The 20017-nt window shown below is 72.9% G+C and carries 20 protein-coding genes and 1 pseudogene; 8 read left to right on the top strand and 13 right to left on the bottom strand.

The annotated features are described in order from the left end of the window. Nucleotides 1-209: 209 nt before the first annotated feature. Complete coding sequence (locus ABD841_RS06640; protein ID WP_344968901.1) at nucleotides 210-1043, bottom strand: hypothetical protein; 834 nt, start codon at nucleotides 1041-1043, stop codon at nucleotides 210-212. 276 nt (nucleotides 1044-1319) lie between these two features. Here ABD841_RS06640 and arfB point away from each other — a divergent pair. Next, nucleotides 1320-1712, top strand: a pseudogene (arfB, locus tag ABD841_RS06635) (alternative ribosome rescue aminoacyl-tRNA hydrolase ArfB); the annotation flags it as partial. 207 nt (nucleotides 1713-1919) lie between these two features. Here the strand turns inward: arfB and ABD841_RS06630 are convergent. After that, a complete protein-coding gene (locus tag ABD841_RS06630) occupies nucleotides 1920-2399 on the bottom strand; it encodes a MarR family winged helix-turn-helix transcriptional regulator (protein ID WP_344968897.1) in 480 nt (159 codons plus the stop codon). A gap of 113 nt (nucleotides 2400-2512) precedes the next feature. On the opposite strand from ABD841_RS06630, the gene ABD841_RS06625 reads away from it, so the two are divergent. Further along, entirely contained in the window at nucleotides 2513-3619 is a 1107-nt protein-coding gene (locus ABD841_RS06625; protein ID WP_344968896.1) for an epoxide hydrolase family protein, read from the top strand. Between the two features lie 38 nt (nucleotides 3620-3657). Here the strand turns inward: ABD841_RS06625 and ABD841_RS06620 are convergent, their stop codons facing one another. The 4 genes from ABD841_RS06620 to ABD841_RS06605 all read right to left on the bottom strand — a co-directional run bounded on the left by ABD841_RS06620 (nucleotide 3658) and on the right by ABD841_RS06605 (nucleotide 6647). Further along, on the bottom strand, nucleotides 3658-4290 hold the full coding sequence (locus ABD841_RS06620; protein WP_344968894.1) for a hypothetical protein: 633 nt from the start codon (nucleotides 4288-4290) through the stop codon (nucleotides 3658-3660). Nucleotides 4291-4325: 35 nt separating this feature from the next. After that, nucleotides 4326-5117 carry an HAD-IIA family hydrolase gene (locus ABD841_RS06615; RefSeq protein ID WP_344968893.1) on the bottom strand — a complete coding sequence of 264 codons (792 nt, stop codon included), beginning with the start codon at nucleotides 5115-5117 and terminating at the stop codon, nucleotides 4326-4328. 174 nt (nucleotides 5118-5291) lie between these two features. Beyond that, nucleotides 5292-5723: a nuclear transport factor 2 family protein gene (locus ABD841_RS06610; RefSeq protein ID WP_344968891.1), complete on the bottom strand. Its 432-nt coding sequence runs from the start codon at nucleotides 5721-5723 to the stop codon at nucleotides 5292-5294. A 24-nt stretch (nucleotides 5724-5747) separates the two neighbouring features. Continuing rightward, complete coding sequence (locus ABD841_RS06605) at nucleotides 5748-6647, bottom strand: TIGR03619 family F420-dependent LLM class oxidoreductase (protein WP_344968890.1); 900 nt, start codon at nucleotides 6645-6647, stop codon at nucleotides 5748-5750. Nucleotides 6648-6728: 81 nt separating this feature from the next. Between ABD841_RS06605 and ABD841_RS06600 the strand changes: the two genes are divergently transcribed. Then, on the top strand, nucleotides 6729-7634 hold the full coding sequence (locus tag ABD841_RS06600) for a phosphotransferase family protein (protein WP_344968888.1): 906 nt from the start codon (nucleotides 6729-6731) through the stop codon (nucleotides 7632-7634). Nucleotides 7635-7680: 46 nt separating this feature from the next. Continuing rightward, entirely contained in the window at nucleotides 7681-7944 is a 264-nt protein-coding gene (locus tag ABD841_RS06595) for a TFIIB-type zinc ribbon-containing protein (RefSeq protein WP_344968887.1), read from the top strand. A 106-nt stretch (nucleotides 7945-8050) separates the two neighbouring features. On the opposite strand, the gene ABD841_RS06590 is transcribed toward ABD841_RS06595, so the two are convergent. The 3 genes from ABD841_RS06590 to ABD841_RS06580 form a co-directional block, all read right to left on the bottom strand. Beyond that, complete coding sequence (locus ABD841_RS06590) at nucleotides 8051-9016, bottom strand: hypothetical protein (protein ID WP_344968885.1); 966 nt, start codon at nucleotides 9014-9016, stop codon at nucleotides 8051-8053. Nucleotides 9017-9163: 147 nt separating this feature from the next. Then, a complete protein-coding gene (locus tag ABD841_RS06585) occupies nucleotides 9164-9736 on the bottom strand; it encodes a TetR/AcrR family transcriptional regulator (RefSeq protein WP_344968884.1) in 573 nt (190 codons plus the stop codon). 204 nt (nucleotides 9737-9940) lie between these two features. Then, nucleotides 9941-11392: a bifunctional phosphatase PAP2/diacylglycerol kinase family protein gene (locus ABD841_RS06580; RefSeq protein ID WP_344968882.1), complete on the bottom strand. Its 1452-nt coding sequence runs from the start codon at nucleotides 11390-11392 to the stop codon at nucleotides 9941-9943. 136 nt (nucleotides 11393-11528) lie between these two features. Between ABD841_RS06580 and ABD841_RS06575 the strand changes: the two genes are divergently transcribed. The 4 genes from ABD841_RS06575 to ABD841_RS06560 all read left to right on the top strand — a co-directional run bounded on the left by ABD841_RS06575 (nucleotide 11529) and on the right by ABD841_RS06560 (nucleotide 16153). Beyond that, nucleotides 11529-12653 carry a hypothetical protein gene (locus ABD841_RS06575; RefSeq protein WP_344968881.1) on the top strand — a complete coding sequence of 375 codons (1125 nt, stop codon included), beginning with the start codon at nucleotides 11529-11531 and terminating at the stop codon, nucleotides 12651-12653. Between the two features lies 1 nt (nucleotide 12654). Continuing rightward, nucleotides 12655-13815 carry a toxic anion resistance protein gene (locus ABD841_RS06570; protein WP_344968880.1) on the top strand — a complete coding sequence of 387 codons (1161 nt, stop codon included), beginning with the start codon at nucleotides 12655-12657 and terminating at the stop codon, nucleotides 13813-13815. Next, nucleotides 13812-15458, top strand: a complete 1647-nt coding sequence (locus tag ABD841_RS06565) for a vWA domain-containing protein (RefSeq protein WP_344968878.1) — start codon at nucleotides 13812-13814, stop codon at nucleotides 15456-15458. Before ABD841_RS06570 ends, ABD841_RS06565 begins: the two co-directional genes overlap by 4 nt. 89 nt (nucleotides 15459-15547) lie before the next feature. Continuing rightward, nucleotides 15548-16153 carry a hypothetical protein gene (locus tag ABD841_RS06560; protein ID WP_344968876.1) on the top strand — a complete coding sequence of 202 codons (606 nt, stop codon included), beginning with the start codon at nucleotides 15548-15550 and terminating at the stop codon, nucleotides 16151-16153. Between the two features lie 98 nt (nucleotides 16154-16251). On the opposite strand, the gene ABD841_RS06555 is transcribed toward ABD841_RS06560, so the two are convergent. From ABD841_RS06555 to ABD841_RS06540, 4 genes are all read right to left on the bottom strand, one after another. Next, a complete protein-coding gene (locus ABD841_RS06555; RefSeq protein ID WP_344968874.1) occupies nucleotides 16252-16686 on the bottom strand; it encodes a helix-turn-helix domain-containing protein in 435 nt (144 codons plus the stop codon). A gap of 26 nt (nucleotides 16687-16712) precedes the next feature. Further along, a complete protein-coding gene (locus tag ABD841_RS06550; RefSeq protein ID WP_344968872.1) occupies nucleotides 16713-17081 on the bottom strand; it encodes an alcohol dehydrogenase catalytic domain-containing protein in 369 nt (122 codons plus the stop codon). Continuing rightward, nucleotides 17078-17680: an MFS transporter gene (locus ABD841_RS06545; RefSeq protein WP_344968870.1), complete on the bottom strand. Its 603-nt coding sequence runs from the start codon at nucleotides 17678-17680 to the stop codon at nucleotides 17078-17080. Before ABD841_RS06545 ends, ABD841_RS06550 begins: the two co-directional genes overlap by 4 nt. Next, a partial coding sequence (locus ABD841_RS06540; protein ID WP_344968868.1) for a glycoside hydrolase family 78 protein occupies nucleotides 17653-20017 on the bottom strand: 2365 nt, incomplete at its 5' end. The genes ABD841_RS06545 and ABD841_RS06540, both read right to left, overlap by 28 nt.

Genomic DNA, 20017 nt, shown 5'->3' with positions numbered 1-20017 from the left:
GGCGGGCGGGCCGGAGCGAGGCCCGGACCGGCAGGACACGCCGGACCGGGCAGGGAACGGGGACCACGCGGCGCCGCACGGCCACCACACGGCGCCATACGGCCACCACACGACACCGCACCGCACAGCACGGCACAGCACCGCACGGCCACCACACGGCCACCGCCGGGCCGGGGGCCCGGCCCCGGCGGAAGGCGTGCCCCCGGCCGTCAGCTCAGGTACGGCGTGAGATGGGGGGTGAGGGCACCGCAGCCCAGATACTTCTCGGCCGTGTGGAAGTCGATCCAGTCGAGGTCGACGAGCGCCTCCTGGTCGACACCGGTGAAGCAGCCGCGCAGGTTCGGCGGGATGGCCGCGATGTCGTCCTTGTCGGCGATGTTGACCCAGCGCCGGACCCCGGGAGGCCGCCCGCCCCGGCCGCCGACCGGGGCGGGCACCAGACGCTCGAAGATCACATTGCGCATGCCGAGCGGGCTGCCGAGGGTGATCAGCAGGTCCGCCTCCAGATCGGGGTGGGCCCACAGCGTCTCGTACGTCACCACGCTGCCCAGCGAGTGCGCGATGACCACCTTCGGCCGGTTGCGCCGGATCACCTCCGCCACGGCGGCCCGGCACCTCGCGCGGGCGTCGCTTCCGGCCGCCATGTACGCGGCGACCTCGGGGCAGAAGAACCCGGCGAAGCCGGCGGCGCCCGCGTCCAGGCGGTCGAGGAGCCAGCCGGTCACCCGGTGCAGGGCCCCGGTCAGCCCCTCCCCCACCGTGTCGAGCTGCCTGGCCCAGGCGACGAAGACCTCCTGCGCGCCCGCGTCCATGGCCTGCACCGCGCGCGGGGAGTCGTCCTTGCGCTCGCCGAGCAGATGGGCGTAGTAGGCGATCTCGGCGATGTAGCGCTCCCCGGTGTGGGACCTGCCGCCGGTCAGCCCCCGGTGCAGGTAGCGGTCCCACTTGTCGCGCATCGCGGCGGCCGCGCCGGTGACCGAGTTCCCGGCGTCGCGGTAGTACCGGTACTTCCCGATCCCGTGCACGCCCACGATCGCGCCCATGCTCCCCCGCCTCCCGGTTTACGGATGCGCCTGCGTCGCGGGCGCCCGCGGCCCGCCCCGAGCCACTGTGGCGGATGAAGCCCGGTGCCACAAGGCCACGGCGGAACCGGCGGAAACCCCGGCGACGCAGAACTCATCAACGCCCACCAAACGGGCATAAACCATTTGATCAATGCCCGTACCCGCTCGCTACCCTGAGACCGCGCCCGACCAGAGCGCCCCTCCCACGCGAAGGACACCACGATCATGCCCGGCCCGCTCCGGATCAGCGGCTCGATCTCCATTCCCGAGGCCGAGCTCGGCTGGCGTTTCTCCCGCTCGTCGGGACCCGGCGGGCAGGGGGTCAACACCACCGACAGCCGGGTGGAGCTGAGCTTCGACCTGGCCGCCACCGAGGCGCTCGGCCCGGCCCTCAGAGCCCGCGCCCTCGAACGCCTCGGCCCCCGCCTGGTCGACGGGGTGATCACCATCGCCGCCTCGGAGTTCCGCTCCCAGTTGCGCAACCGCGAGGCCGCCGGAATGCGCCTGGCCCAGATCCTGCGCGAGGCCATCGCTCCGCCGCCCAGGAAACGCCGGCCGACCAAGCCCAGCAGGGGCGCCGTCGAGCGGCGGATCGCCGCCAAGAAACACCGCTCCGAGCTCAAGCGCCTGCGCCGGGACCAGCCCTAGTGTCCTGAGTCTTTGATCCGTCGACAATACGAGGCCAGGGCCCGGACTGTCAGGCCCGAAGTGGGACGGATGTCCACGGCGCCTACAGCTTCCTCCTGCCCGACCTCGCCCCCGGCGCCATCCGCGGCCCGGACGCCGCCGAGGACGACGACGAGATCCGACCCCCGTCGGGCGGCGGGACGGGCCTTGACATCCGCGTGTTCCCAGTCAGCGCCACGGCTCTTCAGGGGTGCCGGTTCGCCGGTTGTGGTGATCCAACAGCCTGGACAGCAGCTCGGTCAACTGCTGTCGCTCCTCGGGTGACAACGGAACCAGCAGTTCGTCCTGGCATTCGGCCAGCCGCTCCTCCAATCGCCGCAGCTGCCGCCTGCCCGCTGAGGTCAGCGAGATGATGTTGCGCCGCCGGTCGGAGGGGTCCGGGGCGCGCTCGACCAGTCCGCGATCGGCGAGTTCGTTGATCGTCGCGACCATGTCGCTGAGGTGAATGCCACTACGGCGGCCCAGCGCGGCCTGGCTGGCCGGGCCGGACTCCTCCAGCGTCGCCAGCAGGCGGTAGTGGTAGCCGCGGCCGCCGACGGATGAGAACCCGTCGCCCACCAGGCGGTGCGCGTGGTTGGCGGTCTGGCCGAGCAGCCAGCTGGGCAGGCCCTCCCACCGGGCGGGCGTCTCCTCGGACGGGTTCTCCATGTGACAAGTCTAACGAATCGTTTGGCGCACTAATGATTGTGCTATCGTTCACGGAACAAACGTTAGCGTCCCTAACATTATGTTGACGAATGAATACTCCCGGAGCTGAGGCCATGATCAAGCCGTTCCGCATCGACATCCCCCAGGCCGACCTCGACGACCTGGCCGACCGGCTCGCCCGCACCCGCTGGCCCAACGAGGTCGCCGACGCCGGGTGGGACTACGGCTTCCCGCTGGCGCGGCTCAAGGAGCTCGCCGAACACTGGCGGACCGGGTACGACTGGCGCGAGCACGAGGCCGAGCTCAACGGGCTCCCGCACTTCACCACCGAGATCGAGGGCCAGAACATCCACTTCGTCCACGTCCGGTCCGTGAAGCCGGACGCGCTCGCGCTGATCCTCACCCACGGCTGGCCCGGCTCGTTCCTGGAGTTCCTCGACGTCATCGAGCCGCTGTCACGCGAGTTCCATCTGGTGATCCCATCCATCCCGGGGTACGGCTTCTCCGGGCCGACCCACGAGCGCGGCTGGGACATCGTCCGGATCGCGCGGGCCTGGGCCGAGCTGATGCGCCGTCTTGGGTATGAGCGCTACGGCGCGCAGGGCGGCGACTTCGGCGCGGGCATCTCCCTGGCGCTCGGCGCAGTGGCACCCGAGCGGGTCGTCGGGGTGCACGTCAACTACCTCCCGACCCGGCCTGTCCCGGACGCCGACCTCGAGCTGTCCGAAACGGACGAGGCCCGGTTGGACAAGGTCAGGCAGCTGATGGCGAACCGTCCGCCGTACCAGGCTCTGCAGGCCCTCACCCCCCAGACCATCGGCTACGCGCTGACCGACTCGCCGGTCGGCCAGCTGGTCTGGATCGCCGAGCGCTTCGCGCATTGGACCGACCCCCGCTCGCACATCAGTGACGAGCGGATGCTCACCGACGTCTCGCTGTACTGGCTGACCGCCACCGCGGCTTCCTCTGCGCGGCTGCACCACGACACCCCGCGGGGGACCGAGCCGTGCCCGGTACCGGTCGGCGTGGCGGTGTTCGCGCACGACATCACGCAGTCGGTGCGACCGCTGGCCGAGCGGCTGTACGACATCAGGCACTGGTCGGAGTTCGAGCGCGGCGGCCACTTCGCCGCGATGGAGGTGCCGGAGCTGTTCTCCGAGGATGTCCAGGACTTCTTCCTCACCTGCCTCAAGCACGACCACCAGGGCGCCACCCGCTAGGTGCCGGGGAGACCCGTCCCGCGCGATTCCGCCCGGGATCAGGTGCGGCGGTCCTCCATCTCCCACAGGTGGTCGACGACGTGCCAGGCGATGCGGCGCGCGGCGTAGCGGGCCGGCCAGCCGCCCTCGACGACCGGCTCGCCCCCGGACGGGCGGGCGAGCACCCCGGCCAGTTCGGCGCGCATCGCCGCCAGGCCGGACGCGTCCCGGAAGGGCCGGTGACGGACGCCGACCTTGCGGGCGTACGCCCGTTCGGCCTCGACCACGTGGGCGACCATCTTGTCGCGGTCCCTGCCGCCGCCGCGCGGGCCCTTGCGCAGCTCCTCCGGCGAGACCGCGGCGGCCTCGCCGAACAGCTCCCACGCCGCCCTGACCAGGGCCACGGTCCGGCCCGCCTCGGCCTCCCCCACCGGCTCGGCGTCCAGCTCCGGGATCGCCTCGATGGCCCCGAAGTCGGTCGTACTGCCGCCCTTCGCCCGTTCGACCACCACCGGGTCGCCCGGCTCGAACACCAGGCCGGCCCGCTCGGCCACCACCCGGTAGCGGGGCGCGTAGGCCTCCAGGGCGTCCAGCGCCTCCTCCTCCGACCTGCCGATCCGGCACCATCCGGGCCACTCCACGGAGCAGGCGAAGACCTTCCTCACACCGATCTCAAGGTAGATACGCGTCATGCCGACAGCCTGGCAGCCGTACCTGACAGCTCGCGTCAGATATCGCCGTCGATCATCGGGATGAGATCGGCGACCGAGTCGACCACCTGGGACGGGCGGAACGGATAGCGGTCGACCTGGTCCTTGCTCACGACCCCGCTCAGCACCAGGATCGTGTGGAGCCCCGCCTCCATGCCGGAGACGATGTCGGTGTCCATCCGGTCGCCGATCATGGCGGTGCTCTCACTGTGCCCGTCGATGGCGCGCAGCGCGCTGCGCATCATCATCGGGTTGGGCTTGCCCACGAAGTAGGGTTCCACCCCGGTCGCCTTGGTGATCATCGCCGCGACCGCACCGCACGCGGGCAGCGACCCCTCGTTCGACGGCCCGACCGGGTCGGGGTTGGTGGCGATGAACCGGGCGCCGCCCTCGATCAGGCGGATGGCGCGGGTGATCTGGGTGAAGCTGTAGGTGCGGGTCTCACCGAGGACCACGTAGTCCGGGTCGATGTCGGTCAGCACGTACCCCACCTCGTGCAGCGCGGTGGTCAGGCCCGCCTCGCCGATCGCGTACGCCGAGCCGCCGGGGCGCTGGCCGTCGAGGAACCTGGCCGTCGCCAGCGCCGAGGTCCAGATCGACTCCGGCGGGATCTCCAGGCCGGCCGCGCGCAGCCGGACGGCCAGGTCGCGCGGGGTGTAGATCGAGTTGTTGGTGAGCACCAGGAACCGCCTGCCGGACTCGCGCAGGCGGCGGATGAACTCGTCGGCACCGGGAACCGGGTGTCCTTCGTGGACGAGCACGCCGTCCATGTCCGACAACCAGCATTCGATCGGCTTGCGCACGTCCACCGTTCTCCCGTCATGAAGCCCGCCAGGTACGGGACAAGGATGACAGGTATCGGATGAACACCGCGCCTTAGCCCCACACATACCGAACTGCCCAGATAAACCTATACACCCCGCAAGATCTTCGTTCCTTCGCATGCCACTTTCAGTGGGACTATTCGGACACCAACCCGCCGGCTACTGCACTGTGCGCCAGGTCTGCTCCTCGATCAGCTCCCTGCTCCGCCAGCCGTACATCGTGCGGACCAGCCGGTGGTGATACCACCCACCGCCCCGGATGAGCCCGGCGGCGTCGGCGGCGACCATGTCCCTCGACGGCGAGAGCGTGTCAGTGAACGAGGCCGTGACCGCCGCCTCGTCCCCGTCGAACCTGACGCTCATCGCCCCGATCAGGTGCTGGCGCCCCGGCCAGGTCGGCAGCACCTCGGCCAGCCACCGCCGCGCCTCGTCCCGCGTGCCCCGGATACCGCCGGCCGAGGTGTAGTCGATCACCGCGTCAGGGGTGAAGACGAGATCGAGCCGCTCCCAGTCTCCGGTGTCCACCGCGTAGGCGTACCGGGCGAGTAACTCGCCGATCTCCAGACGATCCGCTATCTCCCGTTCCCTCATGCACCTATCGAACCAAACGCTTGGTCACGGCGCGAGCGCTTCCAGGGCCTCCTCCGCCCGGCGCATCGACTCCTCGGGGTCGGCGTCGGGCGAGCCGATCTCCGGGTCGAAGTTGAGGTCGTGGAAGACGTCGGTGACCCCCTTGGCCGCGAGCGCGTCCACGTCCCGCCGGATCTCCTCGAACGAGCCGGTCAGCGGGGAGCGCCCGGCCGCCCCCGGCGGGCGGATCCGGGTGACGCCCCGGGTGACGAACCGCAGCGCCCCGGGATCGCGCCCGGCCCCCTCGGCCGCTTCCTTTACAATGTAGATTTTTTCTTCGATCCGCTCGAGGTCCTCGCGGCTGGAGCTGATCCAGCCGTCCGCCAGCCGCCCCGCGCGGCGCAGCGCGACCTCCGCCGACCCGCCGAGCAGGATCGGCGGCGGGGAGAGCGGCTTGGGATCCTGGTGCACGGGCGGCAGCTGGTAGAACTCGCCCCGGTGCTCCACGGTCTCCTCCGACCACAGGCGCCGCAGCAGGTGGATGAACTCCTCCGCGCGCCTCCCGCGCCGCTCCGGCGACACCCCCGAGGCGGCGAACTCCTCCGGCAGCCAGCCGAGCCCCAGCCCGGCGTCCAGCCGCCCGCCGGAGACCGCCTGCAGGCTCGCCAGTTGCTTGGCCATGAGCGCGGGAGAGACGAACGGCATGTTGAGCACGGCCACGCCGAGCCGAATGCGGCCGGTCACCCCCGCCAGGTACGACAGCGTGACCACCGGGTCGTGCACGCTGCGGTAGACCGGGCCCATCGGATGACCACGCGGGTAGAGCAGGCGCTGGAAGGTCCACACCTCGTGGTATCCGAGCTCCTCGGCCCGGCGGGCGACGCGCACCATGTTGGCCGGCGTCGCCCACGACCCCGACACCGGCACCGCGAATCCGATCCTCATGTCCCGCACCCTACGCGGCCCGCGGCGGCACCGTGGATCACCGGTTCACGCGCCGGGCGGACTCGGTGGTTCACTTACCGGATGGACAGCGACGATCTGATCGACGGGCTGAACCGGATCGGACTCCGGTACGGCGGCACCCCCGGCACCGTGTTACCGACCAGACCGGACGTGGTCATCCTGCGGGCCGGTCCCGTGGTGGTCAAGGCGCACTCCCCCGGGGCTGAGCCGGAGGCGCTGGCCGAGCGGGTGCGCGCCACCGCGCACCCGTCCCTGCGCGGGATCATGCTGCAGCCGGTGACCGAGGAGGTCATGACCGTCGCGGACCGGCTGGTCACCGTCTGGCCGGCCGGGACTCCGGTCGACCACGCCGACCCGGACGCGGCCCCCTGGGAGGAGTCCGCCCGGCTGCTGGCCCGGCTGCACGCCGTACCGGCCGGTGACCTCCCCCCGCTGCGGGCGGCGGGCGGCCCCGCGCGCGTGGCCTCGACCGTGGCCCGGCTGGACGGCGACTCCGCCGCCGGATCGGCCGTGCGCCGCGCCTTCGCCACCCTGCCCGAGCCCGGCCCCACCGGCGGGGATGCCCCCGGCACCCTCGCCCACGGTGACTGGCACATGGGCCAGCTGGTCCGCGCGCCCGAGGAGTGGATCCTCATCGACGTCGACGACCTGGGCCTCGGCGACCCGGCGTGGGACCTGGCGCGGCCGGCCGCCTGGTTCGCCGCCGGCCTGCTCGAACCGGCGGTATGGCACCGCTTCCTGGCGGCCTACCGCGCCGCGGGCGGGATCGCCGTCCCGCCGTCCGGCGACCCGTGGGGGCGGCTCGAAATCCCGGCGCAGGCGATGACCGTGCAGCTCACGGCGGCGGCGGTGGCCACGGCGGAGCGGGAGGGGCGCCCGCTGGACGAGGTCGAGCAGATCCTCGTGGAGGCGTGTCTCAGAATTGTCCAGTTCCGAAGCGCCTGCCATAGTGTGCCCACGCAGTAGGTTGTGGTTACGTCGGTAACCATGTCCGAGCAAGGAGACCAACCACATGCAGTGCCCGAAGTGTCGGGGCGCCATGCGCACGTACGAGCGCAACGGCGTTCACATCGACCAGTGCGAGAGCTGTCGCGGAATCTTCCTGGACTACGGCGAGCTTGAGACGCTGACCCGTATCGAGAGCCAGTTCCACGCCGCTCCCCCGCCCCCGCCGCCGCCGCCGGTGCACGGCGCTCCCGCCTGGGGCGCTCCGCACCACGGCCACTACGGCCACCACCGCCAGCGCAGCTGGGTGGGCATGCTCTTCTCGACCTGATCCGAGCTCGGGGGGACGACCCGGACCGCGATCTCGTCGAGAGATCGCGGTCTTCGTTTTCCCGTGTCGTCCCCGGGCGCCCGGCCGGCGCCAGGGGACGACACGGTCAGGCGGGGAAGTCGCCCGGCTTGACCGTCTTGGGCCGCACGTTGCCGCCCGTGGCGGAGCGCAGCGTGATCGTCCAGTTGTCCCAGGAGATCTGCGTCCCGACCTGCCTGGTCTTGAACCGGAGAGGTTCGCCGAACTGCTCGAAGGAGCACGTCCGGGTGAAGGTGCGGGCCCTGGAGTCCCAGTCTTCGCCGGTGGAGTAGTAGACCTTGTAGTTGCCGTCCCGGACCCCCTGGATCCTGAACTTCGACTTCCCGCGGACGTACACGGTCACGGCCTTCTTACTGCCGCGGACGAGCACGATCACGGCGTCCTGCTTGCCGCCGTTCTTCACCTCCAGGTAGGCCCGTCCCGGGAGGCCCTCGGAGGTGATGAGCCTGCCGTTGGGCAGGCGGCGCTTGCGCTCCCCGGCCACCTTGACCGAGATGACGCCCGCCGGGTATCCGGCCAGCGTCTCCGCGGCCTTCTCCACGTCGGCCAGCTCGCCCGCCTTGCCCATCCTGCTCAGCGCGGCCGGGCCGGTGCACACATGCTGCGCCTCGGCGTCCTGCCGGGCGCTGCCGAAGGCGACCGAGAGGCCGCGCAGCGCCTCCACGTAGGCGTCGTGCTGCGCCTTCACCTCGGCCGGCGGGGCCAGCGCCGCCAGCCGCTCGACGGCGCCGTCGATCGCGGTGGCGGTCTCGCCCAGCCGCTTGCCGAGGTTCGTCAGCTTGGTGGTCCCGGCCAGCCTCTTGACCGCTTTCCGCACCGGTCCGCGCGCCTCCTCCAGCTCCGCCCGGTACTGGTCGGGCGTCAGCGCCGCGGCGCTGGGGGGCGCCGAGTTCTGCCCGTCGCCGGAACGGTTCGCTCCGGCGACACCTCCCGCGACGGGCGGGCCGACCACGGGGTCGTCCACGGTGGAGGTGCAGGCGGTGAGGGTCAGCAGGGTGACCATGGTGAGGGTGAGGGTACGAGGGGCAGTCACTTGTCCAACTATTTCGGTATCGATCACTGTCCGTCAAACAAAGGCATGGGCTCAGAGCCCTCGACCAGGATGCCCTGTCTCTCCATGAGCAGCCACCGGGTTATCCCGACGGGCCGCAGGAACGGCAGTGACCGGCCACGAGAGGGGTCAGCCGGGCCGGACGATGGCCCAGACCGCCCGGGTCACCTCCTCCCGGGCGAGATCCAGGTCGAAGGAGCCGGGCGCGGCCAGGTAGCGGCGCGCGCACTCGTGGGCCGGGCCCATGACGACCGCGTCGAGTGCCCAGACCGGGACGGCCCTGACCTCCCCCGCGGCGGCGCGGGCGCCGAACCAGGCCGCCAGCGGCGCCATGACCTCGGCCTTGAACGCGGCCGGCCCCTCGCCCCCGGGTACCCCCCGGGCGGAGGCCAGGTAGACGAAGCCGCCCCTGACCGGGTTGGCCCGGATCCAGTCGAGGAAGCGGCCGGCGAGCTCGGGAACGACGACCTCGGCCGGGCGCCCGTCGAGGGCGGGCGTCATGGCGCCGACGAGATCGGCGAAGCTCTCCCGGTAGAGCTCTCCGACGACCCCGCCCCGGCTGCCGAAGTGATGGTAGATGCTCCCGTTGGACGCCCCCGAGACCTCCGAGAGACGGCCGACCGTCAGAGCGTCCAGCCCGGACTCGGCCACGATCCTCAGGGCCGCCGCCAGGATCGCGCGCCGCGTCTCCCCCCTTGCCACAGTCCTCCCCGGTTCTCAGAGTGCCGCTCCGGAGTTCCACTCCGGCAGAGGTGTGCGAGACGAGCGTCGGCCAGGTGGAAACGCTTCCCGCATCGCCACGGGATCGGATCCGAGCGACACCGTACACGGAGGCCCCGCACCGCCCGGTGGCGGGCGGGCGTCGCCCGCCCGGCCCGCGGCCGGGGGCGGGGGCGGGGGCGGGGCTCAGCCGCCCGGACGGATCACGAGCAGCGAGCGGGGGCGCTTGGTGAACTCGACCTCGCCGTACGCGCCGAACGTCTCACCGTCGCGGGCCAGGGTCAGCCGGCCCGACGGCGACGAGATCCGCAACGTGTCGGCCTGCCACTGCTGGTAGTGGCGCGACAGTTTCACCCGGCCGGCGAACAGGCTGAGGAAGACGCGCAACCGGGGCAGCCGGTCCGCGGCGGCGAGCACGCGGATGTCCAGCAGGCCGTCCTCCAGGCGCTGGCGCCGGGTCGGCGCGGCGCCACGCGCCTCGTAGCGGCAGTTGCCGACGACGACCATCCAGACCCGCCGGGGCACGCCGTCCACGACCAGCTCGACGGGCTGCGCACCGCCCGAGCCGAGCACCTCCGCCATGGCCCAGAGCAGGGCCGGCCACTTGCCGATACGGCCCTGCCGGCGCTCCCTGCGCTCCACCACCGCGGGGTAGACGCCCAGGCTCGCGGTGTTGACGAAGGTCCGGCCGGCCGCCTCGGCGACGTCGACGGCCACGAGGTCGCCACGCCGGTAGGCGTCCACGGCCTCCTCCACGCTCTCCACGCCGAGCGTGCGGGCGAAACGGGCGTTCGCGTCCGTGGGGACGACCAGCAGCGGGGTCGCCCCGCCCGCCGTCTCCTGGGCGGCGAGGTTCACCACGGCGTCCCCGCCCGCCGCGGCGAGCACCTTGGCGCGTGAGGCGGCCCGGCGCACCGCGGCGGCCAGGTCCGCGCCCGGCTCCACCTCGACGATCTCCGCGTTCGGCAGGGCGGCCCGGAGCGTCCCGGTGGCGGCCGTGGCGTCGCCCGTGGAGCCGTCGACCACGGCGACCACCCCCTCGCCCTCCGGGTCGAGCCGCACGGAGGGCGCCGTGAGGGCGGCCCGGGCGTGCCCGGCCTCGGCGGCGTCGGGCCAGATGCGCCGGGTGATCAGCCCGGCGGCCAGGCCGATCCCGGCTCCGGCGAGCACATCGCCCGGATAGTGCACCCCGGTGTGGACCCGGGAGAAACAGACGGCCGCGGCGAGAAGCGCCACGGGGGCCGCGACGACGCGGGGCGCCTCCAGGGCCACGGCGGTGGCGAAGGCGGCGGCCGACGCCGAGTGGCCCGAGGGGAACGACGCCGAGACGGGCATCCTGACCAGCCGGGGCAGCGGAAGCCCGTCCACCGACGGCCGGTTCCGGCCGAACGCCTGCTTGCCGACAAGGTTGACCAGCGGGCTGGCCAGGCTGATCGCGAGCAGGCCCCGGGTCGCCGCGCGGCGCAGCGGCCGGCGGCCGCTGACCGCCAGCGCCCCGGCCAGCCCCGCCCACAGGAGCGAGTTGTCGGCCGCGCGCGACAGCACGGGCACGGCCCGTTCGAGGCCGTGCAGCCTCGCGCCCGCCACCCTGGCGAACAGCCGCCGGTCCAGCCCGCTCAGCCACGACCTCATGCGCATGCGCCGCACCCTCCTGAATGACGAGCGAATGAACAGCCCCCTAATTCTGTCGCCTACCCGGATAAGCAGCGCACGTGCCTTTCCCGGCGATCTCATAATTCCCCCCATAGGGGCTTTGCACGGGATAAGGAGTGTGATGAAAAGGCCGATCGGCATCGCTCTCGCGCTCCTGCTCGGCGCCGCCGTCGTGGCCGCGGTCGTGCTGGGCGGCCGGGACGGGGACGGTGGGCGGCGCGCCGGACCCGCCGTGGTGCGAGGCGTCATCGGCTCGGAGAAGAAAGCGTTCTTCGACGACCCCCGGGTGCGCGCCGCGTTCGAGAAGCACGGGCTCCGGGTCCAGGTGGACACCGCCGGATCGCGGCAGATCGCGACCGAGGTCACGCTGGACGACTACGCGTTCGCGTTCCCCTCCAGCCTCCCGGCGGCCGAGAAGATCAAGCGTGACAGGAAGGTCGCGCAGACCTTCTCCCCCTTCTACTCCCCCATGGCGATCGCGACGTTCCAGCCGATCGCCGAGGTGCTGACCGGGGCGGGGCTGGTGCGCGACTCGGGCCGCGGCCACCAGGTGCTCGACATGGGCGAATACCTGAAGCTGGTGGCCAAGGGCACCCGCTGGGACCGGCTGCCCGGCAACACCGCCTACCCGGCGCGCAAGCGGATGCTGCTGACCACCACCGATGTCAGGACCTCCAACTCCGCCGCGATGTACCTGGCGATGGCCTCCTACGTGGCCAACGGCGACGACGTGGTCGCCTCCTCGGCCCGGGTCCCCGAGGTGGCCGAGGCGGTCGCGCCGCTCTTCCTCGACCAGGGCTACTCGCAGTCGTCGACCGAGGCGCCGTTCACCGACTACCTGGCGATGGGGTCGGGCAAGACGCCGATGGTCATGATCTACGAGGCCCAGTACCTGTCGCGGGTGTTCGCGGGCGACGGCTCGATCCGCCCGGAGATGCGGCTGATCTACCCCGCGCCGACCGTGCTGAGCAAGCACACCCTGGTGCCGTTCACCCCCCGGGCCGCCGAGGTCGGACGGCTGCTGACCGACGACCCGGAGCTGCGGGCGCTCGCCGCCCGGCACGGGTTCCGCACCGCCGACCCCGGGGCCTTCGCCGCCCTGGTCGCCGGGCACCGGGCGCCGGCCGCCCGCGACCTCGTGGACGTGGTCGAACCGCCCACGTACGAGCACCTGGAGGAACTCGTCGCCCACATCGAGCGCCGTTACGCGGACGGCGCCGTACCGCAGGCCGAAGGAGGATCCTGACGTGGCCGAGAGCGACCTGACGCTCACCCCGCCCGCTCCCGTCGCCGCCGTCCCGGCCGAGAAGGCGGCCACCATGCTCCCGCTCTCCGGGGAACGCGAGGCCGAACTGGACGCGAAGGCCCGGGAGTTCGCCGCGGAGCTGGCCGCGACGGACCACCGGGCGCCCGGCTTCACCCGCAAGGTGCACGACATCTCCTCGATGGGCGACGGTGAGATCCGCGCCGCCTCACAGGTGGCCGGCCGGATGCTGAAACGCCCGGTGGCGGCGCTCGCCTCGGCCCGGGGAGAGGCCGCCGACGCCCAGAGCCGGGTGGCGGGGCAGCTGGTCGCGCTCCGCCGCACCGTGGTCGACCTCGACCCGAAGCAGGCGGCGAGCGGCCCGCGCAGGCTGCTCGGGCTGATCCCCTTCGGCGACCGGTTGCGCGACTACTTCGCCAGATACCAGTCGGCCCAGAAGCACCTGGACGACATCATCAGGGCGCTGCGCTCCGGCCAGGACGAGCTGCTGCGGGACAACGCCGCGATCGAGGGCGAGAAGGCGAACCTGTGGGAGGCGATGACCCGCCTGCAGGAGTACGCCGTGCTGGCCGCCACGCTTGACGCCGCGCTGGAGGAGCGCCTGCTGACCCTGGACGTCACCGACCCGGACAGGGCCACCGCGCTCCGCTCGGACGCCCTGTTCGCCGTGCGGCAGAAGCACCAGGACATCCTGACCCAGCTGGCGGTCTCCGTGCAGGGTTACCTCGCGCTCGACCTGATCCGCAAGAACAACCTGGAGCTCAGCAAGGGCGTCGACCGGGCCGCCACCACGACCGTCGCGGCGCTGCGCACCGCGGTGACCGTGGCGCAGGCCCTGGCCGACCAGAAGCTGGTGCTCGACCAGATCTCCGCGCTGAACGCCACCACCGGCGACCTCATCCAGGCGACCGGCGAGATGCTGCGCACCCAGGCGGGCGCCGTCCAGACCCGGGCCGCCTCGACCGCCGTGGACATGGAATCGCTGCGCAAGGCCTTCGACGACGTCTACGCCACCATGGACATGATCGACTCCTTCCGCGCGAAGGCCGTGGAGAGCATGGCCACGACCGTGGACAGCCTGAGCGTCGAACTGGACCACGCCAGGACGTACCTGGAGCGCTCCCGCCGGGAGGACACGCCGTGAGCGGGCCGGACGCCCCGGGAGCCGCGCACCCGGACGGGAGCGCGGCGCCGGGAGGACACGGGGAGCCGGTGGGGCCCGGGGGCCGCCGCCCGCGCCGGACCGCGGCGGCGCTCGCGCTGCTGGCGGCCCTGGCGCTGGCCGCGTGCTCCGCCCCCGGAGGCTCCGGGGAGGCCGAGGACGGCCCCGACGTGCTGCGGGTGCTGGCCGGCAGCGAGGTCAAGGACATGGAGCCGCTGCTGCGGCGGTCCGGGGTGAAGGTCAGGGTCTCCTACGCCGGCACGCTGGACGGCGCCGAGCAGGTGGCGAGCGGCGGCGCGGACGGCGCCTACGACGCCGTCTGGTTCTCCTCCAACCGCTACCTGTCGCTGGTCGACGGCGCGGCCGCCCGGCTCTCGACCGAGACCAAGATCATGGCCTCTCCGGTGGTGCTGGGCCTGAAGACCGCCAAGGCGCGGGAGCTCGGCTGGACCGGTGGGGGCGTCACCTGGGAGCGGATCGCGACCGCGGCCCGGGAGGGACGCTTCACCTTCGGCATGACCAGCCCCGCCTCCTCCAACTCGGGCTTCTCCGCGCTGGTCGGGGTGGCCGCCGCGCTGTCCGACGCCGACGGGGCGCTGACCGCCGAGCAGATCTCCGCGGTCACGCCGAAGCTGAAGGAGTTCTTCTCCGCCCAGCGGCTCACCTCCGGCTCCTCCGGCTGGCTGGCAGACGCCTACGCGAAGGAGGGCGGGGTGGACGGCATCGTGAACTACGAGTCGGTGCTGCTCGGCCTCGACGGCCTGACCCTGGTGTACCCGAGCGACGGCGTGGTCACCGCGGACTACCCGCTGACCCTGCTGGCCGCCGCCGAGCCCGGCAAGAAGGAGCTGTACGACAGGCTGGCCTCCTGGCTGCGCACGCCCGGCGTGCAGCGGGAGATCATGACCGTCACCCACCGGCGGCCGATCGTGCCCGAGGTCCGCCCCGGCCCCGAGTTCGGCTCGGCGCCGCTGCTGGAGCTGCCGTTCCCCAACCGCAGGAGCGCCGCCGACGGGCTGATCACCGCCTACCTGGACGAGGTGCGGGTCCCGGCCCGGGCTCTGTTCGTCCTGGACACCTCGGGGTCGATGAGCGGCGAGCGGATCGACGCGCTCCGGCGGGCGCTGGTCACGCTCACCGGCGCCGACACCTCGGCCTCCGGCGTGTTCTCGCGGTTCCGCAGCCGGGAGAACGTGGTGATGATCCCCTTCAACGACGGCGCCGGGCCGCCGCGGACGTTCCTCCTGCCGGAGCGGGATCCGCAGCCGGTGCTGGCGGAGATCAGGTCCTACGCCGAAGGGCTCCGGGCCAGCGGCGGGACCGCCATCTACGACGGGCTGAAGTCCGCCTACGTCCAGGCGCCCTCGGGCGGCCTGGACCACTACACCTCGATCGTGCTCATGACCGACGGCGAGAACACCGACGGCGCCTCCTACGAGGACTTCGAGGAGTTCTACCGGACCCTGCCCGAGGCGCTGCGGCGGGTGCGGACATTCGTCGTGCTGTTCGGCGAGAGCGACGTCGAGGAGATGACCAAGGTCGCCACCCTGACCCGGGGCGCCGTCTTCGACGCCCGCACCGGGTCGCTGGCCGCGGCGTTCAAGGAGATCCGTGGCTACCAGTGACCGGGACGCGGCGCACCGGGCGGGGACGGGCGCGCCGGCCCCGGTCCCGCGGCGGGCGCGCGGCGGGGGCCGTCGTGTCCGGTGAGCGGGTGCTGAGGTACCTCGGCTCAACCCGGAACATCGCCGGGTGCGCGCTGGCGCTGGCCGGTCTGGCGGCGCACTTCCTCGGCCTGGCGGGGGCGTACTGGCCGGTGGTGGTGGCCGGGCTGTACGGGGTCGGCGCGCTGCTCGCCCCGCCGGACCGGGTGCGCCTCCGCGTCTCCCACGCCGAGGTCGAGACCGCCGGCCTCCGGGCCGACCTCGACGCGCTGCTGCGTAAGGTGGAGGGCGCGCAACGGTTCCCCGACGACGTGCGGGCCAGGCTGGGCGACCTGGCCGGCGTGCTCGGTGGCATCCTGGACCGGGCCGAGGTGCTCACCGCCTCCCCCGACCACCTCCATATCGTCTCGCAGACGATCCGCGCCTACCTGCCGGCCGGTCTGGAGGCGTACGCGAACCTGCCCCGCGGCTACGCGCTCACCCGGCGGGCCGGCCGCGAGCGCAGCGCCCACGAGGAGCTGCTCTCCCAGCTCGACCTGCTGGACGCCAAGCTCCGCGAGGTCGCCCAGGCCGTGCACCACGGCGACGAGCAGGCCCTGCGCGACCACGGCCGCTTCCTGCGCGACCGCTTCGGCCGCTCGGACCTGGACCTCTGACCCGCTCCCGGCATCGGTCCCGGGCTCCCCGGACGTCGCCGCGGGAGCCCTGTACCGCACCGGCGGATGTTCGCGCTGCTCTCCTTCGGCTGTGTCGGCTACTTCGTCGCCTCCGCGCGGGCCTCGCTCGGGGTGAGGCCGAACCTGGCGCGGAAGAGGCGGGCGAAGTGGGCCTGGCTGGAGAACCCCCACCGGTGCGCGACGTCGGCGATCGTGGTCTTGCGCGCCGCGGGTCCGGTGAGCTCCTGATGCGCCCTGGCCAAACGCCGTTCCATGATGTGCCGCGCCGGAGACCTGCCGGTCGACTCGAAGATCCGCGCCAGGTGCCGCACCGAGATGCCCATGACCCCGGCCACCTGGGCGGCTCCGAGGCAGGGGTCGTGCAGGTGCCGCTCGATGTAGTCCTCGGCCACGATGAGCTGCGACCGGTAGGCGTCGGGTCCCGGCCGCCCGCCCGTACGCTCCTCGGCGAGCTGCCTGAGCAGGTCGAGCACGGCCCGCTCGGCGTCGGCGGGCTCGTGCCCGCCGCGCAACGCGGCCAGCCCGCCGAGCAGGGAGCTCAGCGCGGCGACGAGCGCGCCCTCTCGCGCCGCGCCCCGTCCGACCGAGGACGGCGACGGTTTCTCCGGGGCGGATCCCGGCCCGGCGCACCGCGTGCAGGGCGACGGCGGCCGGCTCGAACACCGCCGCCGACCTCGCAGAGGGTTCCGCAGAACTCGTGCCCCAGGACGAGCGGCGCGGCCACCCCGGACTCCGGGTGCGGGTCCCCCACGGGGATGGCGTGCGGCCCGTCGGCGTACTCGTGCAGGTCGCTGCCGCAGATCCCGCAGTAGGCCACCTGGATCGTCACCTCGCCGGGGCCGGGCGGCGTCACCGGCACGTCCTCGACGCGGATGTCCTTGGCCCCGTACCAGACCGCCGCCCTCATACGGCCGCCCCGGCCTCGGCCCCCGTGGCAGCCGCGCGGCGGCGCAGCACGGCGGGAGCCGTCTCCTTCAGCGCGAAGCAGAGCGCCACCACGACCAGCGCGCCGCCCGCGGCGATGAACATCGCGGCCTGCAGCCCCCACTGGTCGGACGCCCAGCCCGCGATCATCGGCCCGAGGAAACCCCCGGCCAGCTCGCCCACACCCATGATCACGCCGAGCGCCGTGGCCAGTGCCGCGCGCGGCACCGTCTCGGCCGGGATCGTGGCCATGAACAGCGTGAAGCAGCCGAGCCCGGTGTAGGTGACCACCATGATCGCGCCGAGCAGCACGGGGCTCTCGACGTAGACCACGGCGAGCGGGCAGCACACCGCCAGCGCCGTGAACCCGATCAGCGCCGGCTTACGCCCGATCCGGTCGGAGATGGCTGGAGTCGCGAACCCCCACAACACCCACGCCACACCCAGGCAAGTCATGACCCCGCTCATCGTGCCGGGGCTGAATCGGTCGCCTTCGGGGACGTGCACCGTGGCGCGCAGCGTCCGCCTCTGGTGCTGGAACTCGTGTGCGTGGATCACCGGGTCGCCCTTCCGGGCACGCATCGGAAGACGTGACGTCCCGCCCCCACGTCGACGGCGGTGTCCGGATCGGTGGGCAGGTGGACGGCGGCCGTGGTGTTCGCGGGCACGACGACGGCCAGCGTCAGCTCTTCCCCGGTGCGTTCCCAGCTGACCTCGGCCCGGCCGTACGGGGTGTCGAGGCGGGCGCGGGCGTGGGTGAGACCGCCGCCGGGACGGGGACGGACGACGAGCCGCCGGTAGCCGGGCTTGGCCGGGGCGAGCCCGGCGATGGTGCGGTGCATCCAGTCGGCGACCGCGCCGAGCGCGTAGTGGTTGAAGGAGGTCATCTCGCCGGGGTTGATCGCGCCGTCGGGGAGCATGCTGTCCCAGCGTTCCCAGATGGTGGTGGCGCCCATGGTGACGGCGTACAACCAGGACGGGCACTCGGTCTGCAGCAGCAGCCGGTAGGCGTCCTCGACGGCGCCGGCGTCGGTGAGGGCGTCGCAGATGAGCGGGGTGCCGACGAAGCCGGTGCCGATGCGGTGGCCGTTCGCCCGCACGAGTTCGGCCAGGCGCTCGCCGGCGCGGGCGCGGCGCTCCTCACCGGCGAGGAGCCCGAATCGCAGGGCGAGGGCGTAGGCGGTCTGCGAGTCACCGGTCACCTTGCCTTCCGACGTGGCGTATGCGGCGTCGAACGCGGCCCGGACCCGCTCGGCCAGCTCGCGATAGCGGGCGGCGTCGGCCGTGCGGCCGAGCAGTGCGGCGGTCTCGGCGACCAGGCCGGCGGAGTACGTCAGGTAGGCGGTGGCGACCAGGGACGGGTCGGTCCGCGCTTCGAAGGGCCGCTCGGGCGGCGCGGTCGGGTCGAGCCAGTCGCCGAGCTGCGGCCCGGTGTCCCACAAGAAGCTCTCCCCCGCCAGGCCCGCGACCTGGTCCACCCACGCGCTCATGCTCGGGTACTGCTCCCGCAGCAGGCCGAGGTCGCCGGTGCGCTGGTAGAGGGTCCACGGCACCACGACCGCCGCATCACCCCAGGCGGCAGTCGGCAGTACGTCGGGGACGGGTTCGAGTGGGATCCAGGGGACGAAGACCGGGACGGTGCCGTGACGGCGGTGCTCGGCGCCGAGGTCGGCCAGCCAGGACGTCAGCGGTCCGGCACAGTCGTAGAGGAAGGCCGCGGTGGGAGCGAAGACCTGGATGTCGCCGGTCCAGCCGAGGCGTTCGTCGCGTTGCGGGCAGTCGGTGGGCAGGTCGACGTAGTTGCCGCGCATGCTCCAGCGGACGTTGGCGTGCAGCCGGTTCAGCAGCGGATCGGAGCAGTCGAAGTCCCCGACGGGGCGCATGTCGGTGTGGCAGACGACTGCCACGATGTCCCCCGGCTGTGGCTCCCCCGGCCAGCCGTCGATCTGCGCGTAGCGGAAGCCGTGGACCGTGAAGCGCGGTTCCCAGGTCTCGGGTTCGGCGTCGCCGCGCAGGATGTAGCGGTCGTGCGCCGCGGCGTGCCGCAGCGGCCGCAGCGCCAGGGCGCCGTTGTCCAGGACTTCGGCGTGGCGGAGCGAGACGGTGTGCCCGGCCGGGCCCTGCACGCGGATGCGCAGCCGTCCGGCGATGTTCTGCCCGAAGTCGAGGATGGTCTCGCCGTCCGGGCCGGTGAGGACGCCGACCGGGTGCAGGATCTCGGTGCGGCGGACGGGCGGCCCGGTCGGCGCGACCAGAAGAGCCGGGTCGTGATGCAGGACCTCGGCGGGCAGCCAGGTGGAGGCGTCGAAGCCGGGCCGTGACCAGCCGTCGGGGAGCAGGCGGGCGTCGTGGGTCTCGCCGTCGTAGAGGCTCGCGGCCGTGACCGGGCCGGGCGCGCAGCGCCAGGCGCTGTCGGTGGCGACGGTGTCCGTTGTGCCGTCGGCGTAGGTGATCTCCAGCTGGGCGATCAGCGCGGTGCGATCACCGTAGACGGCGGACCTGCCGCCGGCGAAGCCGATGCGGCCGCGCCACCAGCCGTCGGCGAGGGTGGCGCCGATCGTGTTGACACCCTCGCGCAGCAGGGCGGTGACGTCGTGGGTGCGGTAGCGCAGGCGATGGTGGTAGCTGGTCCAGCCGGGGGCGAGCACGTCGTCGCCGACGACCTGGCCGTTGATCTCGGCCTCGTACGTGCCGTGCGCGGTGATGTACAGGCGAGCACGCTCGACGGGCCCGCGCAGGGTGAAGTCCCGGCGCAGCAACGACGCCGGGCCGTCGGTGTCGGCGAGCAGGTCCCACGGCGGCGCTGCTGCCCTCGCCTGCCAGTCGGCCGCCTCCAGCAGCCCCGCCTCCGCCCACGACCATGCGCTCCAGTCGCTGGCCGAGCCGTCGCGGCCGTGCACGCGCACCCGCGCCCCGCGC

It is taken from the genome of Streptosporangium fragile (genome assembly GCF_039534445.1).
Classification (GTDB): Bacteria; Actinomycetota; Actinomycetes; order Streptosporangiales; family Streptosporangiaceae; genus Streptosporangium; species Streptosporangium fragile.
The sequence above is the reverse complement of the archived record's forward strand: the minus strand, read 5'-3'. Positions and strand labels throughout refer to the sequence as shown.

Coding starts and splice junctions, on each gene's coding strand:
- ABD841_RS06640 (WP_344968901.1), bottom strand. CDS start 1,043: ATGGGCGCGATCGTGGGCGTGCACGGGATCGGGAAGTACCGGTACTAC.
- ABD841_RS06630 (WP_344968897.1), bottom strand. CDS start 2,399: ATGGAGAACCCGTCCGAGGAGACGCCCGCCCGGTGGGAGGGCCTGCCC.
- ABD841_RS06625 (WP_344968896.1), top strand. CDS start 2,513: ATGATCAAGCCGTTCCGCATCGACATCCCCCAGGCCGACCTCGACGAC.
- ABD841_RS06620 (WP_344968894.1), bottom strand. CDS start 4,290: ATGACGCGTATCTACCTTGAGATCGGTGTGAGGAAGGTCTTCGCCTGC.
- ABD841_RS06610 (WP_344968891.1), bottom strand. CDS start 5,723: ATGAGGGAACGGGAGATAGCGGATCGTCTGGAGATCGGCGAGTTACTC.
- ABD841_RS06605 (WP_344968890.1), bottom strand. CDS start 6,647: ATGAGGATCGGATTCGCGGTGCCGGTGTCGGGGTCGTGGGCGACGCCG.
- ABD841_RS06600 (WP_344968888.1), top strand. CDS start 6,729: ATGGACAGCGACGATCTGATCGACGGGCTGAACCGGATCGGACTCCGG.
- ABD841_RS06595 (WP_344968887.1), top strand. CDS start 7,681: ATGCAGTGCCCGAAGTGTCGGGGCGCCATGCGCACGTACGAGCGCAAC.
- ABD841_RS06580 (WP_344968882.1), bottom strand. CDS start 11,392: ATGCGCATGAGGTCGTGGCTGAGCGGGCTGGACCGGCGGCTGTTCGCC.
- ABD841_RS06575 (WP_344968881.1), top strand. CDS start 11,529: ATGAAAAGGCCGATCGGCATCGCTCTCGCGCTCCTGCTCGGCGCCGCC.
- ABD841_RS06550 (WP_344968872.1), bottom strand. CDS start 17,081: ATGAGGGCGGCGGTCTGGTACGGGGCCAAGGACATCCGCGTCGAGGAC.
- ABD841_RS06545 (WP_344968870.1), bottom strand. CDS start 17,680: ATGCGTGCCCGGAAGGGCGACCCGGTGATCCACGCACACGAGTTCCAG.